The 16,096-nt window shown below is 64.9% G+C and carries 12 protein-coding genes and 1 tRNA gene; 10 read left to right on the forward strand and 3 right to left on the reverse strand.

What is annotated here, in order from left to right; genetic code table 11:
• The first annotated feature begins 439 nt into the window (after positions 1 to 439).
• The 4 genes from AC1DRP_RS24570 (at position 440) to AC1DRP_RS24585 (ending at position 4,842) form a co-directional block, all read left to right on the forward strand.
• Positions 440 to 2,845: a methyl-accepting chemotaxis protein gene (locus AC1DRP_RS24570; protein WP_476769794.1), complete on the forward strand. Its 2,406-nt coding sequence runs from the start codon at positions 440 to 442 to the stop codon at positions 2,843 to 2,845.
• A 121-nt stretch (positions 2,846 to 2,966) separates the two neighbouring features.
• Positions 2,967 to 3,042 (forward strand) — tRNA-Ile (locus AC1DRP_RS24575).
• Between the two features lie 129 nt (positions 3,043 to 3,171).
• Positions 3,172 to 3,816, forward strand: a complete 645-nt coding sequence (locus AC1DRP_RS24580; RefSeq protein WP_441489375.1) for a DUF47 domain-containing protein — start codon at positions 3,172 to 3,174, stop codon at positions 3,814 to 3,816.
• Positions 3,817 to 3,828: 12 nt separating this feature from the next.
• On the forward strand, positions 3,829 to 4,842 hold the full coding sequence (locus AC1DRP_RS24585; RefSeq protein WP_441505292.1) for an inorganic phosphate transporter: 1,014 nt from the start codon (positions 3,829 to 3,831) through the stop codon (positions 4,840 to 4,842).
• Between the two features lie 56 nt (positions 4,843 to 4,898).
• Here the strand turns inward: AC1DRP_RS24585 and AC1DRP_RS24590 are convergent, their stop codons facing one another.
• Together AC1DRP_RS24590 and AC1DRP_RS24595 are read right to left on the reverse strand one after the other, a co-directional pair.
• Entirely contained in the window at positions 4,899 to 5,333 is a 435-nt protein-coding gene (locus AC1DRP_RS24590) for an NUDIX hydrolase (protein WP_476769795.1), read from the reverse strand.
• 278 nt (positions 5,334 to 5,611) lie between these two features.
• Positions 5,612 to 6,415: an IclR family transcriptional regulator gene (locus AC1DRP_RS24595; protein WP_441505293.1), complete on the reverse strand. Its 804-nt coding sequence runs from the start codon at positions 6,413 to 6,415 to the stop codon at positions 5,612 to 5,614.
• Between the two features lie 229 nt (positions 6,416 to 6,644).
• Here AC1DRP_RS24595 and AC1DRP_RS24600 point away from each other — a divergent pair, with 229 nt between their 5' ends.
• The 6 genes from AC1DRP_RS24600 (at position 6,645) to AC1DRP_RS24625 (ending at position 14,219) form a co-directional block, all read left to right on the forward strand.
• Positions 6,645 to 8,201: an ABC transporter substrate-binding protein gene (locus AC1DRP_RS24600; RefSeq protein WP_441505294.1), complete on the forward strand. Its 1,557-nt coding sequence runs from the start codon at positions 6,645 to 6,647 to the stop codon at positions 8,199 to 8,201.
• Between the two features lie 162 nt (positions 8,202 to 8,363).
• Positions 8,364 to 9,341 carry an ABC transporter permease gene (locus AC1DRP_RS24605; RefSeq protein WP_069879759.1) on the forward strand — a complete coding sequence of 326 codons (978 nt, stop codon included), beginning with the start codon at positions 8,364 to 8,366 and terminating at the stop codon, positions 9,339 to 9,341.
• Entirely contained in the window at positions 9,338 to 10,174 is an 837-nt protein-coding gene (locus AC1DRP_RS24610) for an ABC transporter permease (protein WP_476769796.1), read from the forward strand. Before AC1DRP_RS24605 ends, AC1DRP_RS24610 begins: the two co-directional genes overlap by 4 nt.
• The gene (locus tag AC1DRP_RS24615) at positions 10,174 to 11,781 is read left to right on the forward strand and encodes an ABC transporter ATP-binding protein (RefSeq protein WP_476769797.1); all 1,608 of its coding nucleotides are present in this window, start codon (positions 10,174 to 10,176) and stop codon (positions 11,779 to 11,781) included. The genes AC1DRP_RS24610 and AC1DRP_RS24615 overlap by 1 nt, the downstream gene beginning before the upstream one ends.
• A 158-nt stretch (positions 11,782 to 11,939) precedes the next feature.
• Positions 11,940 to 13,229 (forward strand): ArgE/DapE family deacylase, encoded by a 1,290-nt coding sequence (locus tag AC1DRP_RS24620; protein ID WP_476769798.1) that lies wholly within the window; start codon positions 11,940 to 11,942, stop codon positions 13,227 to 13,229.
• Between the two features lie 90 nt (positions 13,230 to 13,319).
• Positions 13,320 to 14,219: a DMT family transporter gene (locus tag AC1DRP_RS24625; RefSeq protein ID WP_441489368.1), complete on the forward strand. Its 900-nt coding sequence runs from the start codon at positions 13,320 to 13,322 to the stop codon at positions 14,217 to 14,219.
• On the opposite strand, the gene AC1DRP_RS24630 is transcribed toward AC1DRP_RS24625, so the two are convergent.
• On the reverse strand, positions 14,211 to 15,989 hold the full coding sequence (locus tag AC1DRP_RS24630) for an SLC13 family permease (protein WP_476769799.1): 1,779 nt from the start codon (positions 15,987 to 15,989) through the stop codon (positions 14,211 to 14,213). The genes AC1DRP_RS24625 and AC1DRP_RS24630 overlap by 9 nt on opposite strands.
• Between the last annotated feature and the right edge of the window lie 107 nt (positions 15,990 to 16,096).

The following is a 16,096-nucleotide window of genomic DNA, read 5'->3' on the forward strand; positions in this document are numbered from 1 at the left end:
AGTCTACACCGTCGGACTTGGCGTGGGCTCGAATGCTCAAGCGAATACGCTGCTTACCAACTGCGCGACCAGCGCGAAACACGTCTATTTCCCATCGAATGGCTCGTCCCTGAAGGACGCCTTCCGTGCCATTGCCCAAGATATCAATTCACTCCGCATCGCTCATTGAGAGGCCGGTGGGCGGTCTTGCTACCCTTAACACTTTCTGAATCGGCCGCTCCATCGGGCGATTCAGAACAGGGCGCTCACTTAAGCGTTTTTTAAGCGCATGTCCCCGATCCTAGGGCTCAAGAAGCCTAACTCTAAGGGCTAACCTAAAGAGAGCTGGGGAACTGTTCATGCCTGATCAACGAGGCTCCTGCCGAGCCCCGCTGTCTGCGTCGCGGTTTCCTTCCTGAGGCCCCGCCGTCGCGCGCTGCATGCATCCCGGAGAACGACTATGAAGAAGGTCAAGAAGCCCACGCGGCAGCGCACGCCGCTGCGCGTCGGCATTGCCGCGCGCATCTATGCCGCGCTCGGCATTCTGACCGTATTGACGATCGTCGCATCCGCGGTCGCCTGGTTTTCCTATGGCCGGGTGAACCAGACAGTCAACGACATGATCGAGAACAAGATGCCGGTGGTCGAGCTGGCGCTCGAGCTCTCGCAGGCGGCGACGAAATCCACGGCACTCGCCGCGCGTTTCAGCGAAGTCCAGAATGCCAAGGAGCGGTCCGAGCTGACGGGAGAGCTCGATCTCATTGAAGCCAAGCAGTTCGAACTGCTGCGCAAGATCTCCGATCGCGGGCAGGACAAGGCAAAGGCCCAGAAGGCGATCGACGAACTTTCACGGCAGATCAACGATCTGAACGACCTGACGGGGCAGCGGTTGCGCAACTCCAGCGAGGCGCAGATCGCGATCGAGACCCTGGGAAAGGCCCGGGAGGACTTCGTCAGGGCTGTCGGAACCGAGGCTGAAGAGGCGAAGTTCAATCTTGCCTATGGCATCGAGAATGCGGCCAATCTGTCGGGCGACGAGCTKACCTCGGCTCTGAAATCGCTCGCCGGCCGCGATTTCACGGCCTTCGACTTGGCCAGAAGCCTGCAGGCCGATGTCAGCGAGCTCGGCGGCATCCTGCGCGAGATCGCGCAGATCAGCGATAGCTCGCAGCTTGGAACCGCGCGCGAACGCTTCCAGGCCATTGCCAAGCTTGTCCGCACCGGCCTCGCCGACGCTGAGAAGATCGTGCCGAACCAGGGCCGCGTGCGCTCGGTCAATGCGATCCTCAACGTCGCCGAAGGAAGCAGCGGCCTTTTCGACGTGCGCGACCGCGACATCGTGACTCAGGGCGCAATCCGCGCCGGCCTGTCGGACCTCAATCGCGCGGCCGAAGTGGTGCGCCGCGAGGTCGAGACGCTGGTCAAGGCGGCTCGTGACGAGGCGCATTCGGCGGGCACGTCGACCGGCAACCTGATCGAGGACAGCAAGTGGTGGCTCGGCGCAATCGGTCTCGGCTCGCTGCTCGTCGCGCTGGCGCTCTCGCTCTTCTATGTCCGCCCGATGATCGTCGGCCGTCTCAACAAGCTGTGGACGGCGACACGGGCCATTGCCGATGGGCAGCTGGACGCAACCGTCGAGACCAAGGGCAATGACGAGATCTCGGACATTGCGCGCAGCGTGCTGCTGTTCCGCGACAATGCCTTGGCGCTGCGAGCCGCCGAAGCTGCGAAGATCGAGGACGAGGCCCTGGCGCAGCGGCGCCGCCGTGAGATGATGCAGGAGCTGGGGGAGGCCTTCGGCCAGGTGGTCGAGGCCGCGGCCGCCGGCGACTTCAGCCGCCGCGTCTCGGCAAGCTTCGCAGATGCCGAGCTCAACGCGCTTGCGGGTTCCGTCAATGCCCTGCTCGAAACCGTCCAGGCCGGGCTTTCGGAAACCTGCGAAGTGCTGGCCGAACTGTCGGCTGGCCAGCTCTCGACCCGGGTCGAGGGCAGCTATCACGGCGCTTTCGCCGAGCTCAAGGACGGCGCCAACGGCCTCGCCGAAGAGTTTGAAAGCACGCTCGCGCGTCTTTCGGATACGGTTTCGGCCGTGCGCAGTGCGACCAGCGAGATTCTCGATGGTGTCACCGACCTCGCCGAGCGTACGACGGAAGAAAGCAACGCTGTCTCGATGGCGACCAATCAGCTCGGCGCCTTCGCGGGCACCGTGAAGAAGACGGCCGACGAGGCCTCGCAAGCCATGGGCATGGCCGAGAGCGCCGAGCAGCGTGCCCAGCAGGGCGAAAAGGTCGTCGCCTCGGCGCTGGACGCGATGCGCCGCATCCGCGCGTCGTCGGACAAGATCTCGGAAGTCATCTCGATGATCGACGAGATCGCCTTCCAGACCAACCTGCTTGCGCTCAATGCGGCAGTGGAGGCGGCGCGCGCCGGCGACAGCGGCCGCGGTTTCGCGGTCGTCGCGGCCGAGGTGCGCAGTCTCGCGAAGCGCTCGGCGGATGCCTCGAACGACGTCAAGCGCCTGGTCGAGGCCGCGCATGGCGATGTCGCGGTCGGTGTCGGCCTCGTCGAGGAGACCTCGGCGATGTTCGAAAGTATTGTGTCCTCGGTCAACGATCTCTCCGGACTGATGAACGGCATCTCGCAAACGGCGCGGAGCCAGGCAAGCGACGTTTCCGCCATCAACAACGAGATCGACGGCATCGGCACGATGGCGCATCAGAATGCTGCGCTGGTCGAGGAGACGAATGCCGCGCTCGCACTGACGGATGAGCAGACCCGCGCGCTGACCGAACATATCGGGCGCTTCCAGTTCCGCGAGGGACACGTCGCCGGGCACGGCGGGGCGTCGGTCGCCCGGGCGGCCTGAGCGATCCACTGCATCCAACCATTGCTAACGGCCCCGCTCGCGAGACGCAGCGGGGCCGTTTCAGTTGCGGGGGCTGCCTGGGGTCTTGCGGGACAGAAGGCGAGGGTGTTAGGCGAAGAGCGGGCCGGTAGCTCAACGGTTAGAGCTCGCTGCTCATAACAGCGCCGGTGCCGGTTCGAATCCGGCCCGGCCCACCATTTCCCTCTCAATCACCTAGCGACGGCCGCCCTCGGGATTACGCCCCGTGCGATCGCGCATGCCGCTTTACAGCGATATACCAACCGCTTATCGCGATTGTGACGGATCGATGACATAACGAGGCGCCGATGCTCGGCTGGTTTCAGAAGCTCCTGCCCAAGGAGCCCAAGTTCTTCGACCTGTTCGAGAGCCATTCCAGGACATTGGTGGCAGGTGCCGCGGCCCTGAACGGCCTCCTCAGGGGCGAAACCCCGGTGGAGGCAGGTTGCACCGAGGTGCTTTTCCAGGAAAATCGCGCTGACGAGATCGCCGCGGAGGTAATGCTGGAAGTCGGCCGCACCTTCATCACGCCCTTCGACCGTGGCGATATCGAGGAGCTGATCGGTTCGATGGACGATGCCATCGACCAGATGCAGAAGACCGTAAAGGCGATCACGCTGTTCGAGGTTACGAGCTTCGAGCCCTGCATGAAGGAACTCGGGGCGGTCATCGTCCAGGCGTCCGAGCGCGTCGTCGTGCTGCTGCCGATGCTGCGCGACATCAAGAAACATGCGATTTCGATCGGCGCACTCGCCAAGGATATCCGGGCCATCGAGGAGCGATCCGACGAACTGCACGACCAGGGCCTGAAGGCGTTGTTCAAGGCGCACCAGACTTCGGACACGATGGGTTTCATCGTCGGCGCAGAGATCTACGACCATCTCGAGAAGGTGGTGGACCGTTTCGAGGATGTCGCCAAGCGCGTCAGCCGTATCGTCCTCGAACATCTCTAGGCGGTTGGCCCGGTGGATTTCTCAAGCGTCGCCTTTGCCCTGGTCTTCCTGATCGCGGTCGCGCTTCTGTTCGATTTCCTGAACGGACTTCACGATGCGGCCAATTCGATCGCGACCATCGTCTCGACCAGGGTTCTGGCGCCGCGCTGGGCGGTGTTCTGGGCTGCCTTCTTCAATTTCATCGCGTTCCTGTTCTTCGGCCTGCATGTCGCCGAGACCGTCGGGTCCGGCATTGTCCAGACCGCCATCGTCGATGACCGTGTCATCTTCGGTGCCCTGACCGGCGCCATCGTCTGGAATGTCGTCACCTGGATTGCAGGCATTCCGTCGAGTTCGTCGCATGCACTGATCGGCGGACTGGTCGGGGCCGGGCTGAGCAAGGCTGGCTTCTCGTCGATCGTCTGGTGGGGGCTCGGCAAGACCTTCGTCGCGATTTTCATGTCTCCGGCCATCGGCTTCGCCCTGGCGCTGGTCCTCGTCCTGATCGTCTCCTGGGTGTTCCTGCGCGTGGCCCCTATCAAGGTCGACAGCACCTTCCGGCTGCTGCAGTTCGTTTCGGCTTCGCTCTACTCGCTCGGACACGGGGCGAATGATGCGCAGAAGACGATGGGCATCATTGCGGTGCTGCTGTTCTCGCATGGCATGATGGGCGAGACGTTCTCGGTGCCGTTCTGGGTCGTCATCTCCTGCCAGGCGGCCATGGCATTCGGCACGCTCTGTGGAGGTTGGCGGATCGTTCACACCATGGGCTCGAAGATCACCCGGCTTTCACCCCAGCAGGGTTTCTGCGCGGAGACGGGCGGCGCGATCACGCTGTTCATGGCGACCTATCTCGGCATCCCCGTCTCGACGACGCATACGATCACAGGCGCGATCATCGGTGTCGGCGCCGCCCGGCGCGTGACGGCCGTGCGATGGGGGGTGGCTCGCGGCATCGTCTTCGCCTGGATCGTGACGATGCCGATGGCAGGACTGATCTCGGCTATCGCCTATTTTGTCTCCGGCCTGTTCCTGACCGGGCGGTGACCGGGATCAGGAGGCGCCGCCGAGGGGCGCTGAGTCTGCGCAACCCGCAGCGTCGGTCAATTCRACTTCAGCGCGCGGATCGCAGCCTTCAGGCCGGGCTCGTCGACAATCTCGGCAGCATCTTCAAGCGTGAACCAGTGCGAAAGCCGCTGATTGTGCTCGGCCCATTTTTCAAGCCGACGCTCGACATCAAGAATATAGAGCGCCACCTTGCAGAGAACGAAGTGGTCGCTCATCCGCTTCCAATAGATGTAGCGCCCCGCGGGCTTCTTGTGGGCCTTGCCGATCACGCCGGCTTCTTCGCGCGCTTCGATCGCCGCAGCCTCATGGTTCTTCTTGCCCTTGATGGGCCAGCCCTTGGGAACGATCCATCGCCGCGTCGTGCGTGTCGTGACCAGGAGAAGCTCCGGCTCCCCCGTCGGCGATCGGCGGATGGGGAGCGCGGCGATCTGCGAGCGCGGCTTCCCCAATCCTGACTTCGCCTTCTTCATCGAAACCTGTGCCCTCCCATCCGTAAACAGAACCTATGTTAGAAAGCCGGCAAATCAATATCGAATAGCCGTCCAACGCCTTAAAGGCCGTGGATTGACCGCCTCAGCGGTGATGGCCATGCTTCATTGCAGCGAAATGAACGCTCGAAGCCCTTGAGAGCCCGAGCGTCGGCTCCAGTCGGCAAGCGCGCTCGCCGATTGGCGGGTTCGTCGCGCGCCTTGCGTCCCATACAGGAATCAGCTGCCTTTCCCTAGCCTGCTGCTTAGGCAGACGTCGATCAGGCGGGGAGAAGGCGCGCCCCGATGCGCATGGCAGCGTCCTGCAAGGCATCGAGATGCGCTGGGCGCCCTTCAGGTGCGACGATCGAGGTCAGCGACGAGATGCTGAGTGCGCCGGCAAGCGCGCCGCTGCGGTCGAAGATCGGTACGCCGACGCCCGTCAAGCCAATGAAGAAGTCGTCGGCGGCCAGCTCCCAGCCTTGCGCGCGAATACGATCAGCCTCGCGCCAGAGCAGGTCGGGGTCCGTCTGGCTTGCCGGCGCGCGCTTTGGCAGTTCCAGGGCCAGTGCCTGTCGCCGCTGCGCCTCGTCGAGATAGGCCAGGATCACCCGTGGGCCGCCGCCGCAGTTCAGCGGCGCCTGAGCACCGACCGCGAACCATGTCGCATCGACATGCGGCAGTGAGGCGCGCACGCGGTCCACGCAGAGTGCGCGGCCCGAGATATGAACCCATAGGAACGAGGTCGCGCCGGTCTTCTCGGCGATCTCGGTCAGATAGGGGCCGGCCACGTCCCGAAGCTCGCGCCCGGTCGTGACGGCGCTGCCGAGTTCGATCAGCCCGACCGCCAATGCATAGGTCTGCGAGCGTTCGTCGTGCTCGACCAGTTCGTTGAGCTGCAATGTCTGCAGCAGCCGCCGCGTCGTGCCCTTGTCGAGTCCGACCTGGCGAGCGAGCTCGCTCAGCCCGAGGCGTGGTTGCTCGGGGCGGAAGGCGCGGAGCAGGGCAATGGCCCGGTCGAGCGCCCTGACGATCGGGACGCCCGGCGGAAGTTTCGCGGTCCGGCTGTCGCCTGCGCTGTTCATCGGCCCTCTCGCAGCGCCAATCGCCCGATCTTTCATCGTGTCGTCTAATAACACGCCATGTCAGTCATTGACACGAATTTTGACTCTGGCTTTCAATGGCGCGGAGCTTGCTAATCGGCACATGTTCGGGTGCGATCCCGGTAGGCCGCGATGCCAGTCGAAAAGAGAGGCCGTGCCCGGTGCGCTCACGCAGCTGCCGGAACCGGCACAGGGGAACGGGAGAACAACGATGACCGGATTGAGACTTGGCCTGGCGCTTGCCGCTTCAGTGCTCGCGCTCGGGGCAGCCACCGCGCAGGAGCCGAAGAAGGGGGGCACCGTGCATGTCGTGGTGCAGCCCGAGCCTCCAATGCTGATGCAGGGGCTGAACCAGAATGGCCCGACCAACATGGTCGCCGGCAATATCTACGAGTCGCTGCTGCGTTACGACGAGAAGCTCAATCCGCAGCCATCGCTCGCCAAGAGCTGGGAGATTTCTCCTGACGCGAAGGTCTACACCTTCAAGCTCCAGGAGGGCGTGACCTGGCATGACGGCAAGCCCTTCACGGCGGACGACGTCGTGTTCACCCTCGATAAGTTCCTGCGCGAGGTTCATCCGCGCTGGCGGCCGATCGTCAACGCTCAGGTCGAGAAAATCGAGAAGGTCGATGATCTCACGGTCAAGATCACACTGAAGCAGCCCTTCGGCCCGATGATCATGACCCAGGAAGTCGCTTCGGCGCCGATGATCCCGAAACACATCTATGACGGCACGGATTATCGGGCGAATCCGGCGAACAACACGCCAATCGGCACCGGTCCGTTCAAGCTGAAGGAGTGGAAGAAGGGCTCCTATATCCACCTCGTCAAGAACGAGAACTATTGGCTGAAGGGCAAGCCGAACCTCGACGAGATCTACTGGCAGATCATCCCGGATGCGGCGGCGCGCGCGGTGGCGTACGAGACCGGCAAGGTCGACGTGCTGACCGGGGGCTCTGTCGATGTCTACGACGTGGCGCGGCTCTCGAAGCTGCCCAATACCTGCATGACGACCAACGGCTGGGAGATGTTCGCCCCGCATGCCTGGCTGACGCCGAATGTGCGCAACGGCATCCTCGGCAACAAGCAATTCCGCCAGGGCCTGATGTACGCGATCGATCGCGAATTCGGGAAGGATGTGGTCTGGGGCGGGCTCGGCAAGCTGCCGACAGGGCCGATCTCGTCGAAGACGCGCTTCTACTCGTCCGACGTGCCGACATATGCTTTCGATCCGGCGAAGGCGAAGGAGCTGATCAAGGCGTCTGGCTACAAGGGCGAGACGATCAAGCTGCTCAACCTGCCCTATGGCGAGACCTGGAGCCGTTGGTCCGAGGCGATCAAGCAGAATCTCGAGGATGTCGGGGTCAAGATTCAGATCGAAAACACCGACGTGCCCGGTTGGACCCAGAAGGCCAGCAACTGGGACTTCGACCTGAATTTCAACTTCCTCTACCAGCTCGGCGATCCGGCGATGGGGGTGGCGCGCAGCTACATCTCGAGCAACATCGCCAAGGGTAATCCCTTCGCCAATGTCGGCGGGTATTCGAACCCGGAGGTCGACAAGCTCTTCGCCGAGGCGGCCGTCGCGCCGACAGATGCGCAGCGCCAGGAGCTGTATACCAAGGTGCAGAAGCTGCTGGCAGACGAGCTGCCGGTACTTTGGCTGCTCGAGATGGACTTCCCGACGATCTATCGCTGCAACGTCAAGAACCTCGTCACCACCGGCATTGGCGTGGATGACGGTTTCCGCGACGCCTGGAAGGAGTGAGGCCATTGCCGTCCCGGACGTCGCGTCGCGGCGATCCGGGACGACATGACGCCACTACTCTGTGACGCGCCTCTTCCTGAAGACCATCCCGGGTTTGAGCGTGCTCCTTTCGGGGAGACGCGGACCGGTCATCTTGCCCGTCCGTAGCGCCGAAGGATTTTGATGAACCTCGCTCAATTTCTCGCGGGCCGGCTGGTGAAGGGGATCGTCGTCCTCTTCGCCATCGCGATCCTGAATTTCTTCCTGATCCGCGCCGCACCGGGCGATCCCGCGCAGGTTCTCGCGGGAGAGGCCGGTGCGGCCGATGCGGTGCTGCTCGAGCAGTTGCGGGCGCGCTTTGGCCTCGACCAGCCGCTGATCCAACAGCTCTGGATCTATCTCAAGGGCTATGCCTCGCTCGATCTCGGTTTCAGTTATCGCCAGCAGAGGCCCGTGCTCGAGCTGATCCTGGACCGACTGCCCGCGACCCTGCTGCTGACCGGCGCAGCCTTTCTCGTCTCGCTGGGGTTGGGCGTCCTGATGGGCGCGCTTGCGGCGCGGCGTGCCGGGCGCTGGCAGGACAGCGTCATCACCACGCTTGCCCTCGTCTTCTACGCGACACCGCTCTTCTGGATCGCGCTGATGAGCCAGATCGTCTTCTCGCTGAAGCTCGGCCTCGTGCCGAATGTCGGCTTCGAGACGATCGGCGCGAACTATACCGGCCTCGCTCGGGCGCTCGATATCGCGCAGCATCTCTTCCTGCCGGCGCTGACGCTCGGATTGTTCTTCACGGCGCTCTACGCGCGAATGATGCGGGCCTCTATGCTGGAGATTGCCGGTGCCGATTTCGTCAAGACGGCGCGCGCGAAGGGGCTTTCACCCGGGGTCGTCTCGCGCCGGCATGTCGCGCGCAACGCTATCCTTCCGGTCGTGACGCTGGCTGGCCTGCAGGCGGGCCAGCTCGTCGGCGGGGCCGTGCTGACCGAGACGGTCTTCGCCTGGCCCGGCATCGGCCGCTTGATGTTCGATGCCCTGGTGCAGCGCGATTACTCGGTGCTGCTCGGTGTCTTCTTCGTCTCGTCGGCCATGGTCGTCGGCTTCAATATCCTCACGGACCTGGTCTACCGGCTGGCCGACCCGCGCATCGAGGCGACATCATGAGCTTCCTTAAGCGTTTCGCGCGCAACCGCGGGGYGGKKGTCGGGTTGATCATCCTGCTCGTCGTCATCGTCTTCGCCTTGCTGGCGCCGTCGCTCTTTCCACAATCGCCATGGCGCACGGTCGGCCGTCCGTTCCTTGCACCCTTCGCCATGGAGCGCTTCCCGCTCGGCACAGATACGCTGGGGCGCAACATCGCTTCAGGGCTGGTGCATGGCGCGCGTGTCTCGTTGATGATCGGCGTGGTCTCGACGGTGGTCGCGCTGCTGATCGGCGTGCCGCTCGGCGCGATTGCAGGCTATGCGGGCGGCTTCGTCGATGATGCGTTGATGCGCTTCACCGAGTTCTTCCAGACGATCCCCAGCTTCGCACTCGCCATCGTCATGGTCGCGATCCTGCAACCACAGCTTGGTTCGATCGTGCTCGCGATCGGGGTAGTCAGTTGGCCGCCCGTGGCGCGACTGGTGCGTGGCGAGGTCCTGTCGCTGAAGACGCGCGAATATGTGCAGGCCGCCGTGACGATCGGCCAGTCGACGCCGCGCATCATCTTCAGCCAGGTGCTGCCCAACACCATCGCGCCGATCATCGTGATGGGCTCGCTGATGATCGGCTCGGCGATCCTGCTCGAATCCTCGCTCTCCTTCCTCGGGCTGGGCGACCCCAACCTGATGAGCTGGGGCTATATGGTCGGTGCCGGGCGCACTCGCCTGATCGATGCCTGGTGGATCAGCTTCTTCCCCGGCCTTGCGATCTTCCTCACGGTTCTTGCGCTCAATCTTGCCGGCGAGGGGCTGAACGACGCGCTGAACCCGCGTCTGGCGCGGGGGAGGGAGTGATGACGACGCCCGTTCTCGCGATCGAGGGATTGAAGCTAGCTCTCCCGGCCCTCGCCGACCGCGCCTTCGCGGTCGAGGATGTCTCTTTGACCATCGCTCCCGGTGAAACGCTCTGCGTCGTCGGCGAATCCGGCTCCGGCAAGTCGATGATCGCGCATGCGGTGATGGGGCTGCTGCCGAAGGCGGTGCAGCCCGCTGCGGGTGCGATCCGCCTTGCGGGTCGCGATCTGCTGGCGCTCGACGAGGCTGCGATGCAGGACGTGCGCGGCCGTGAGGTCGGCATGATCTTCCAGGAGCCGATGACCTCGCTCAACCCGGTGATGCGGGTGGCCGACCAGATCGTCGAGACGTTCGAGGCGCATGGCCTGCACAGCAATGCCGAGCGCCGTGCCCGTGCGCTCGCGTTGCTGACCGAGGTCGGCCTGCCCGACCCCGAACGCTTGGCCAAGGCCTATCCGCATGAGCTTTCCGGCGGCCAGCGTCAGCGCGTGATGATCGCGATGGCGCTCGCACTCGAGCCGAAGCTCCTGATCGCCGACGAGCCCACCACCGCGCTCGACGTGACCACGCAGGCGCAGATCCTGAAGCTGATCGACAATCTGCGTCGCAAGCATGGAACGGCGGTGCTCTTCATCACCCATGATTTCGGCGTCGTTGCCGAGATCGCCGATCGCATCGCCGTGCTGCAGCAGGGTAAACTCGTCGAGGAGGGCACGGCCGATGCCGTGCTGTCGCAACCGAGGCACGACTACACGAAGCGGCTGCTCGCGGCCGTGCCGTCGATGACGCCGCCGGAGCGCCCGCCGATCGCCGAGACCGTGCCTGTGCTGAGCGTCGAGAAACTCGGCAAGGTCTATCGCAAGCGCAGCTTCTTCCGGCCCGGGCGCGAGGTGAAGGCTGCCGACGATATCAGCTTCACCCTGGCTCGCGGCGAAACGCTTGGGTTGGTTGGCGAATCCGGGTCGGGCAAGTCGACGGTCGGGCGCTGCTGCCTCAGGCTGATCGAGCCCGATGGCGGGCGGATCGCCCTGGGAGACCTCGTCCTGAGTGATCTCGGTCCGGCAGCGCTGCGCGAGCATCGCAAGCGCATCCAGATGGTCTTCCAGGATCCGTTCGCCTCGCTCAATCCGCGCCAGACGGTAGGGCGGATCATCTCGGACGGGCCGGTGGCCCATGGCACGCCGCGCGCGCAGGCGCTCGGGCGGGCAAGGGAGCTGCTTGAGCTCGTCGGCCTCTCGGCCAATGCGATAGACCGCTACCCGCATGAATTCTCGGGCGGGCAGCGCCAGCGCATCGGCATCGCCCGCGCGCTCGCGCTCGAGCCCGACGTGCTGGTCGCGGACGAGGCAGTCTCGGCGCTCGACGTCTCGGTTCAGGCTCAGATCCTGACGCTGATCAAGGATATCCAGCAGCGGCTCGGCCTGGCGATCCTGTTCGTCACGCATGACCTGCGCGTGGCTGCGCAGATCTGCGACCGCATCGCCGTGATGCAGCGCGGGCGTATCGTCGAGACCGGCCCGACGGCTGCGCTCTTCGCCAATCCGCAGCATGACTACACGCGCCAACTGCTCGCCGCCGTGCCCGGCGGCCGCCGCTTCGCGCTGTGACGCAGCCTTGCCGGCCATTGCCTCATCGTCCTGGTCGGGCCTGTCCCGACCATCCATGTCCACACCTGCCATCCGCGTCGCGAGGCGCGGATGCTCGGCACAAGGCTGAGCGTGACGGCGAGCACCTGCTTGCCGCCTAACCGACCGGAGACCTGCCCATGCCTCTCGATCCCGCGCTTCGCGACCGCATCCTTGCCTCAGTGGAGGCCGGCTTTGCCGAGCAAAYCGCCTTCACCCAGGAGATGATCCGCTTCGGCTCGCTGCGCGGGCAAGAACACGCGGTGCAGGATTTCGTCTTCCGGGCGCTGAAGGGGCGTGGCTTCACGATGGACCGCTTCGGAATGGATCGCGAGGCGATCGCGGCCCATCCCGGTGGTGCGCCGTTCTCCGATGAGCATTCGGATGCGCCGATCGTCGTCGGCATCCATCACCCGCGCGAGGAAAAGGGGCGCTCCCTGATCCTGCAGGCGCATGTCGATGTCGTGCCGACCGGGCCGGACACGTTTTGGACGCATCGGCCCTTCGACCCGGTGATCGAGGGAGATTGGCTCTATGGCCGTGGTGGCGCGGACATGAAGGCTGGCCATGCCGCCAACCTGTTCTGCCTCGACGCGCTCCGGCGCATCGGCCTGCAGCCGGCGGCCACGGTCTACGTGCAGTCGGTGGTCGAGGAGGAATCGACCGGTAACGGCGCGCTGATGACGCATCTGCGCGGCTACAAGGCCGATGCGGTGCTTATCCCCGAGCCAGAGGAGGAAATGCTGGTGCGCGCCAATACCGGTGTGCTCTGGTTCCAGATCGAGGTGCGTGGCGTGCCGATGCATGTGCGCGAGATGGGCGCGGGCGCGAACGCGATCGACGGGGCCTATCGCGTCATCGGGGCGCTGCGGAAGCTCGAGGAGGAACTCAACGCGGAGAAGGCCGGACGCGAGCATTTCGAGGACGTCGCCCATCCGATCAACCTGAATATCGGCAAGATCGAGGGCGGCGACTGGGCCTCCTCCGTGCCGTGCTGGTGCAGGATCGACTGCCGCATCGGACTCTATCCCGGGGTCAGCGCCGAGGAATTGGCGAAGCGGATCGAGGCCCGCGTGCTGACGCATGCGCGTGGCGATTCGTTCCTCGCCAACAATCCGCCGAGCGTGACCTTCAACGGCTTCTATTCGGAAGGCTATGTGCTCGAACCCGGCAGCGAGGCGGAGGCCGTGCTCGGCCGGGCGCATCAGGGCGCGACCGGCAAACCAYTGAAGAGCTTCATGACGGCGGGCTATCTCGATACCCGCGTCTACGCGCTCTACGACAAGATTCCGGCGCTGTGCTATGGCCCGATCTCGGAGAACATCCACGCTTTCGACGAGCGGGTTAGCCTCGCCTCGCTGAAGCGCATCACCGGAACCATGGCCCTGTTCGTGGCCGAATGGTGCGGCGTCGAGAGCGTCCCGGAGTGACGCCGCGCGGCGGCCGGGGCGATAAACGTGCATCGGCTCCTGCGCGATTTGGCATGACGATGGCGCCGCCGGTTCGGCCATAGTCACGCCATGTCGCAAACCCCCGGCCGTTCGCTTCTGCTCGTTCCGTTGCTCGGTCTGCTCTGGGGCTTCAACTGGCCGGCTGTCCGCATCGCGCTGACCGAGATCGCGCCCTGGACGCTCCGGGCCGGCGGCATGAGCTTTGCGGGGCTGGCTCTGGTCGCCATAGGGCTCGCACGTGGGCAGTCTCTGGCGGTGCCCAGAGGCCAATGGCTGAGGCTGGCGATTGCCGGCTTCCTTTCGATTGCCGCCTTCAACGTATTGCTTGCCTTCGCACAGCTCGCCGCGCCGACCTCGCGGGCGGCGATCCTGACCTTCACCATGCCGATCTGGGCGACATTGCTCGCACGGTTCGTCCTTGCCGAGCCCTTTGACCGAAGGCGCCTTCTCGGCCTCGGCCTCGGCGCTGCGGGATTGCTGTGCCTCGGCCTGCCATTGCTCGCCAGCGGCTCGTTCTCCATCGGCCTGCTCTACGCGCTGATCGCCAGCGTGAGCTGGGCCCTGGGCACGATCGTCACCAAGCGCTGGCCGGTTTCGGCGCCGGCACTGACCATCGCCGCGTGGCAGCTGCTGATCGGCGGCGTTGTCGCCGGGATCGGCATGCTGGTCTTCGAGGGCCTGCCCGTTCCCAAGATGCTGGAGGCACGGACCTTCGCCGCGTTGACCTTCCATATCCTGGGAGCACAGGCGCTGGCCTATTTCCTGTGGTTCACGGTGATCGCGCGGCTGCCCGCGGGCATTGCCAGCCTTGGCACGCTGATGGTGCCGGCCGTCGGCGTTCTGGGTTCCGTGCTGCTGCTCGGCGAGCGACCGACGCCGAGCGACTGGCTCGGCCTCGTACTGGTGGTCGCCGCATCCGGGACCATCATGCTGCCGCAGCGGCGGCGCGGGGCCAAAGCCCTATCGTAGCGGCCAGACCAGCATGATCAGCGGCACACCGAGCAGGATCACCAGCAGCGACAGCGGCGCGCCAAGCCGGGCGTAGTCGCCGAAGCGATACCCTCCCGGACCCATCACCAGCGTGTTGCACTGGTGGCCGATCGGCGTGAGGAAGTCGCAGGCCGCACCGATCGCCACCGCCATCAGGAAGGCATCGGGGCTGTAACCGAGGCTCTTCGCAAAGCTCGCGCCGATCGGGGCCATGACCAGCACTGTCGCAGCGTTGTTCAGGAAGGGCGTGACCGCCATGGCAGAGACGAGAATCAGCGCCACCGCGCCCCAGCCGGGAAGGTGCATGCCGACACTCGCGAGCCAGCCGGCGAGCAGATCCGTGGTTCCAGTCGAGCGCAAAGTGTCGCTGACCGGGATCAGGGCCGCCAGCATGACGAGGATGGGCCATTCGATCGAATCATAGGCGTCGCGCGGCGAGATCGCTCGGAAGGTGACGAGCAGCGCGGCTGCCGCAAAGAACGCGACCGAAACCGGGACGAGGTTGAAGGCGATCGCGATCACGGTCGCAAGCAGGATCGCGCCGGTAACCCAGCCCCTGCGGGCACTGCCGAGCGTCAGCGCGCGTTCCGCGAGCGGCATCAGGCCCAGTTCGCGCATTCGCTCCGGCAGGATTTTCTCGTCGCCCTGGAGGACGACGACATCGCCGGTGCGCAGGGTGATGTTGCGCAGGCGTTCCCGGAAGCGCTCGCCCGAGCGGCTCACCGCGAGCAGATTGACGCGATAGCGCTCGTGTAGCTCGATTTCGCCAACGGAGCGTCCCGTCAGTAATGAGACGGGGCCGACGATCGCCTCGCTCACGGTGATCTGATCGAGCGCGCCCGTGCTATGGGTCGGGCGCTGGTCGGCAYCGAGTTGGAGGCCGCCCTGCGCGACCACGCGCTCAAGCGCCTTGGGCTCGCCGCGCAGCAACAGGATATCGCCGGGACGCAGGCCGGCATCTGGGAACGGGGCGGACAGCCGCGTCTTGGAGCGCAGGATGGCGACGACATCGACCTCACCCTCCGCAATGGCCTTGAGCTCGGAGATGGTTTTGCCGGCAAGCGCCGAGCGCTGGGGAACTTGAACCTCGGTGACATAGTCGGAGATGTCGAGCGCCTGTTCGAGCGAGGCTGCGCCTTGCCGGTCGCGCGGCAGCAGGCGGTAGCCCACGCATAGAAACAGGCAGCCGGCGAGCGCGAGACCGAGGCCGACCGGCGCAAAGTCGAACATCTCGAAGGGGCGGCCGGTCAGTTCCTCGCGGACGCGGGCGACGATGATGTTCGGCGAGGTGCCGACCAGCGTGACGATGCCGCCGAGCAGCGAGGCGAAGGCCATCGGCATCAGGAAGATGGATGGCGATTTTCCACCCTTCCGGGCGAGCTGGTAGGCGATCGGCAGCATCATCGCGAGCGCACCGATATTCTTGATGATCGCCGACATCACCGCGACCGAGAACACGAGCAGCGAGATCTGCATCTGTGTCGAGCGGACATAGGGCGCAACATGGCTGAGTGCGCGCTCGATGATGCCGGAGCGCGCGACCGCTGCGCTGACCACGAGCGCGCTGCCGACAATGATGACKATATCGTCGGAAAAGCCCTTGAAGGCGTCCTTGGCCGGTACAAGGCCCAGAGCCAGCGCGGCGAGGAGTGCCAGCGCCGCGACGACATCATAGCGGAGGCGGCCCCAGACGAAGAGCGCCATCATCGTTGTGATGACGGCGATGGAGAGCGATTGATCGAGAGTCATGCAGTCCCTGGAGGCCGCGCCCGGGCCGGCGCCTTGTCCAACCTCCACTTCAGCGGATCGTTCCGCAAGCCTGCAATCGGACGTTCAGTCCTTCAGCGACGTGCGCC

The organism is Allobosea sp. 01N443 (assembly GCF_056399325.1).

Excerpts from the sequence above, each read along its gene's own strand:
- AC1DRP_RS24580 (WP_441489375.1), top strand. The coding sequence starts at position 3,172 with ATGCTCGGCTGGTTTCAGAAGCTCCTGCCCAAGGAGCCCAAGTTCTTC.
- AC1DRP_RS24595 (WP_441505293.1), bottom strand. The coding sequence starts at position 6,415 with ATGAACAGCGCAGGCGACAGCCGGACCGCGAAACTTCCGCCGGGCGTC.
- AC1DRP_RS24600 (WP_441505294.1), top strand. The coding sequence starts at position 6,645 with ATGACCGGATTGAGACTTGGCCTGGCGCTTGCCGCTTCAGTGCTCGCG.
- AC1DRP_RS24605 (WP_069879759.1), top strand. The coding sequence starts at position 8,364 with ATGAACCTCGCTCAATTTCTCGCGGGCCGGCTGGTGAAGGGGATCGTC.
- AC1DRP_RS24615 (WP_476769797.1), top strand. The coding sequence starts at position 10,174 with ATGACGACGCCCGTTCTCGCGATCGAGGGATTGAAGCTAGCTCTCCCG.
- AC1DRP_RS24625 (WP_441489368.1), top strand. The coding sequence starts at position 13,320 with ATGTCGCAAACCCCCGGCCGTTCGCTTCTGCTCGTTCCGTTGCTCGGT.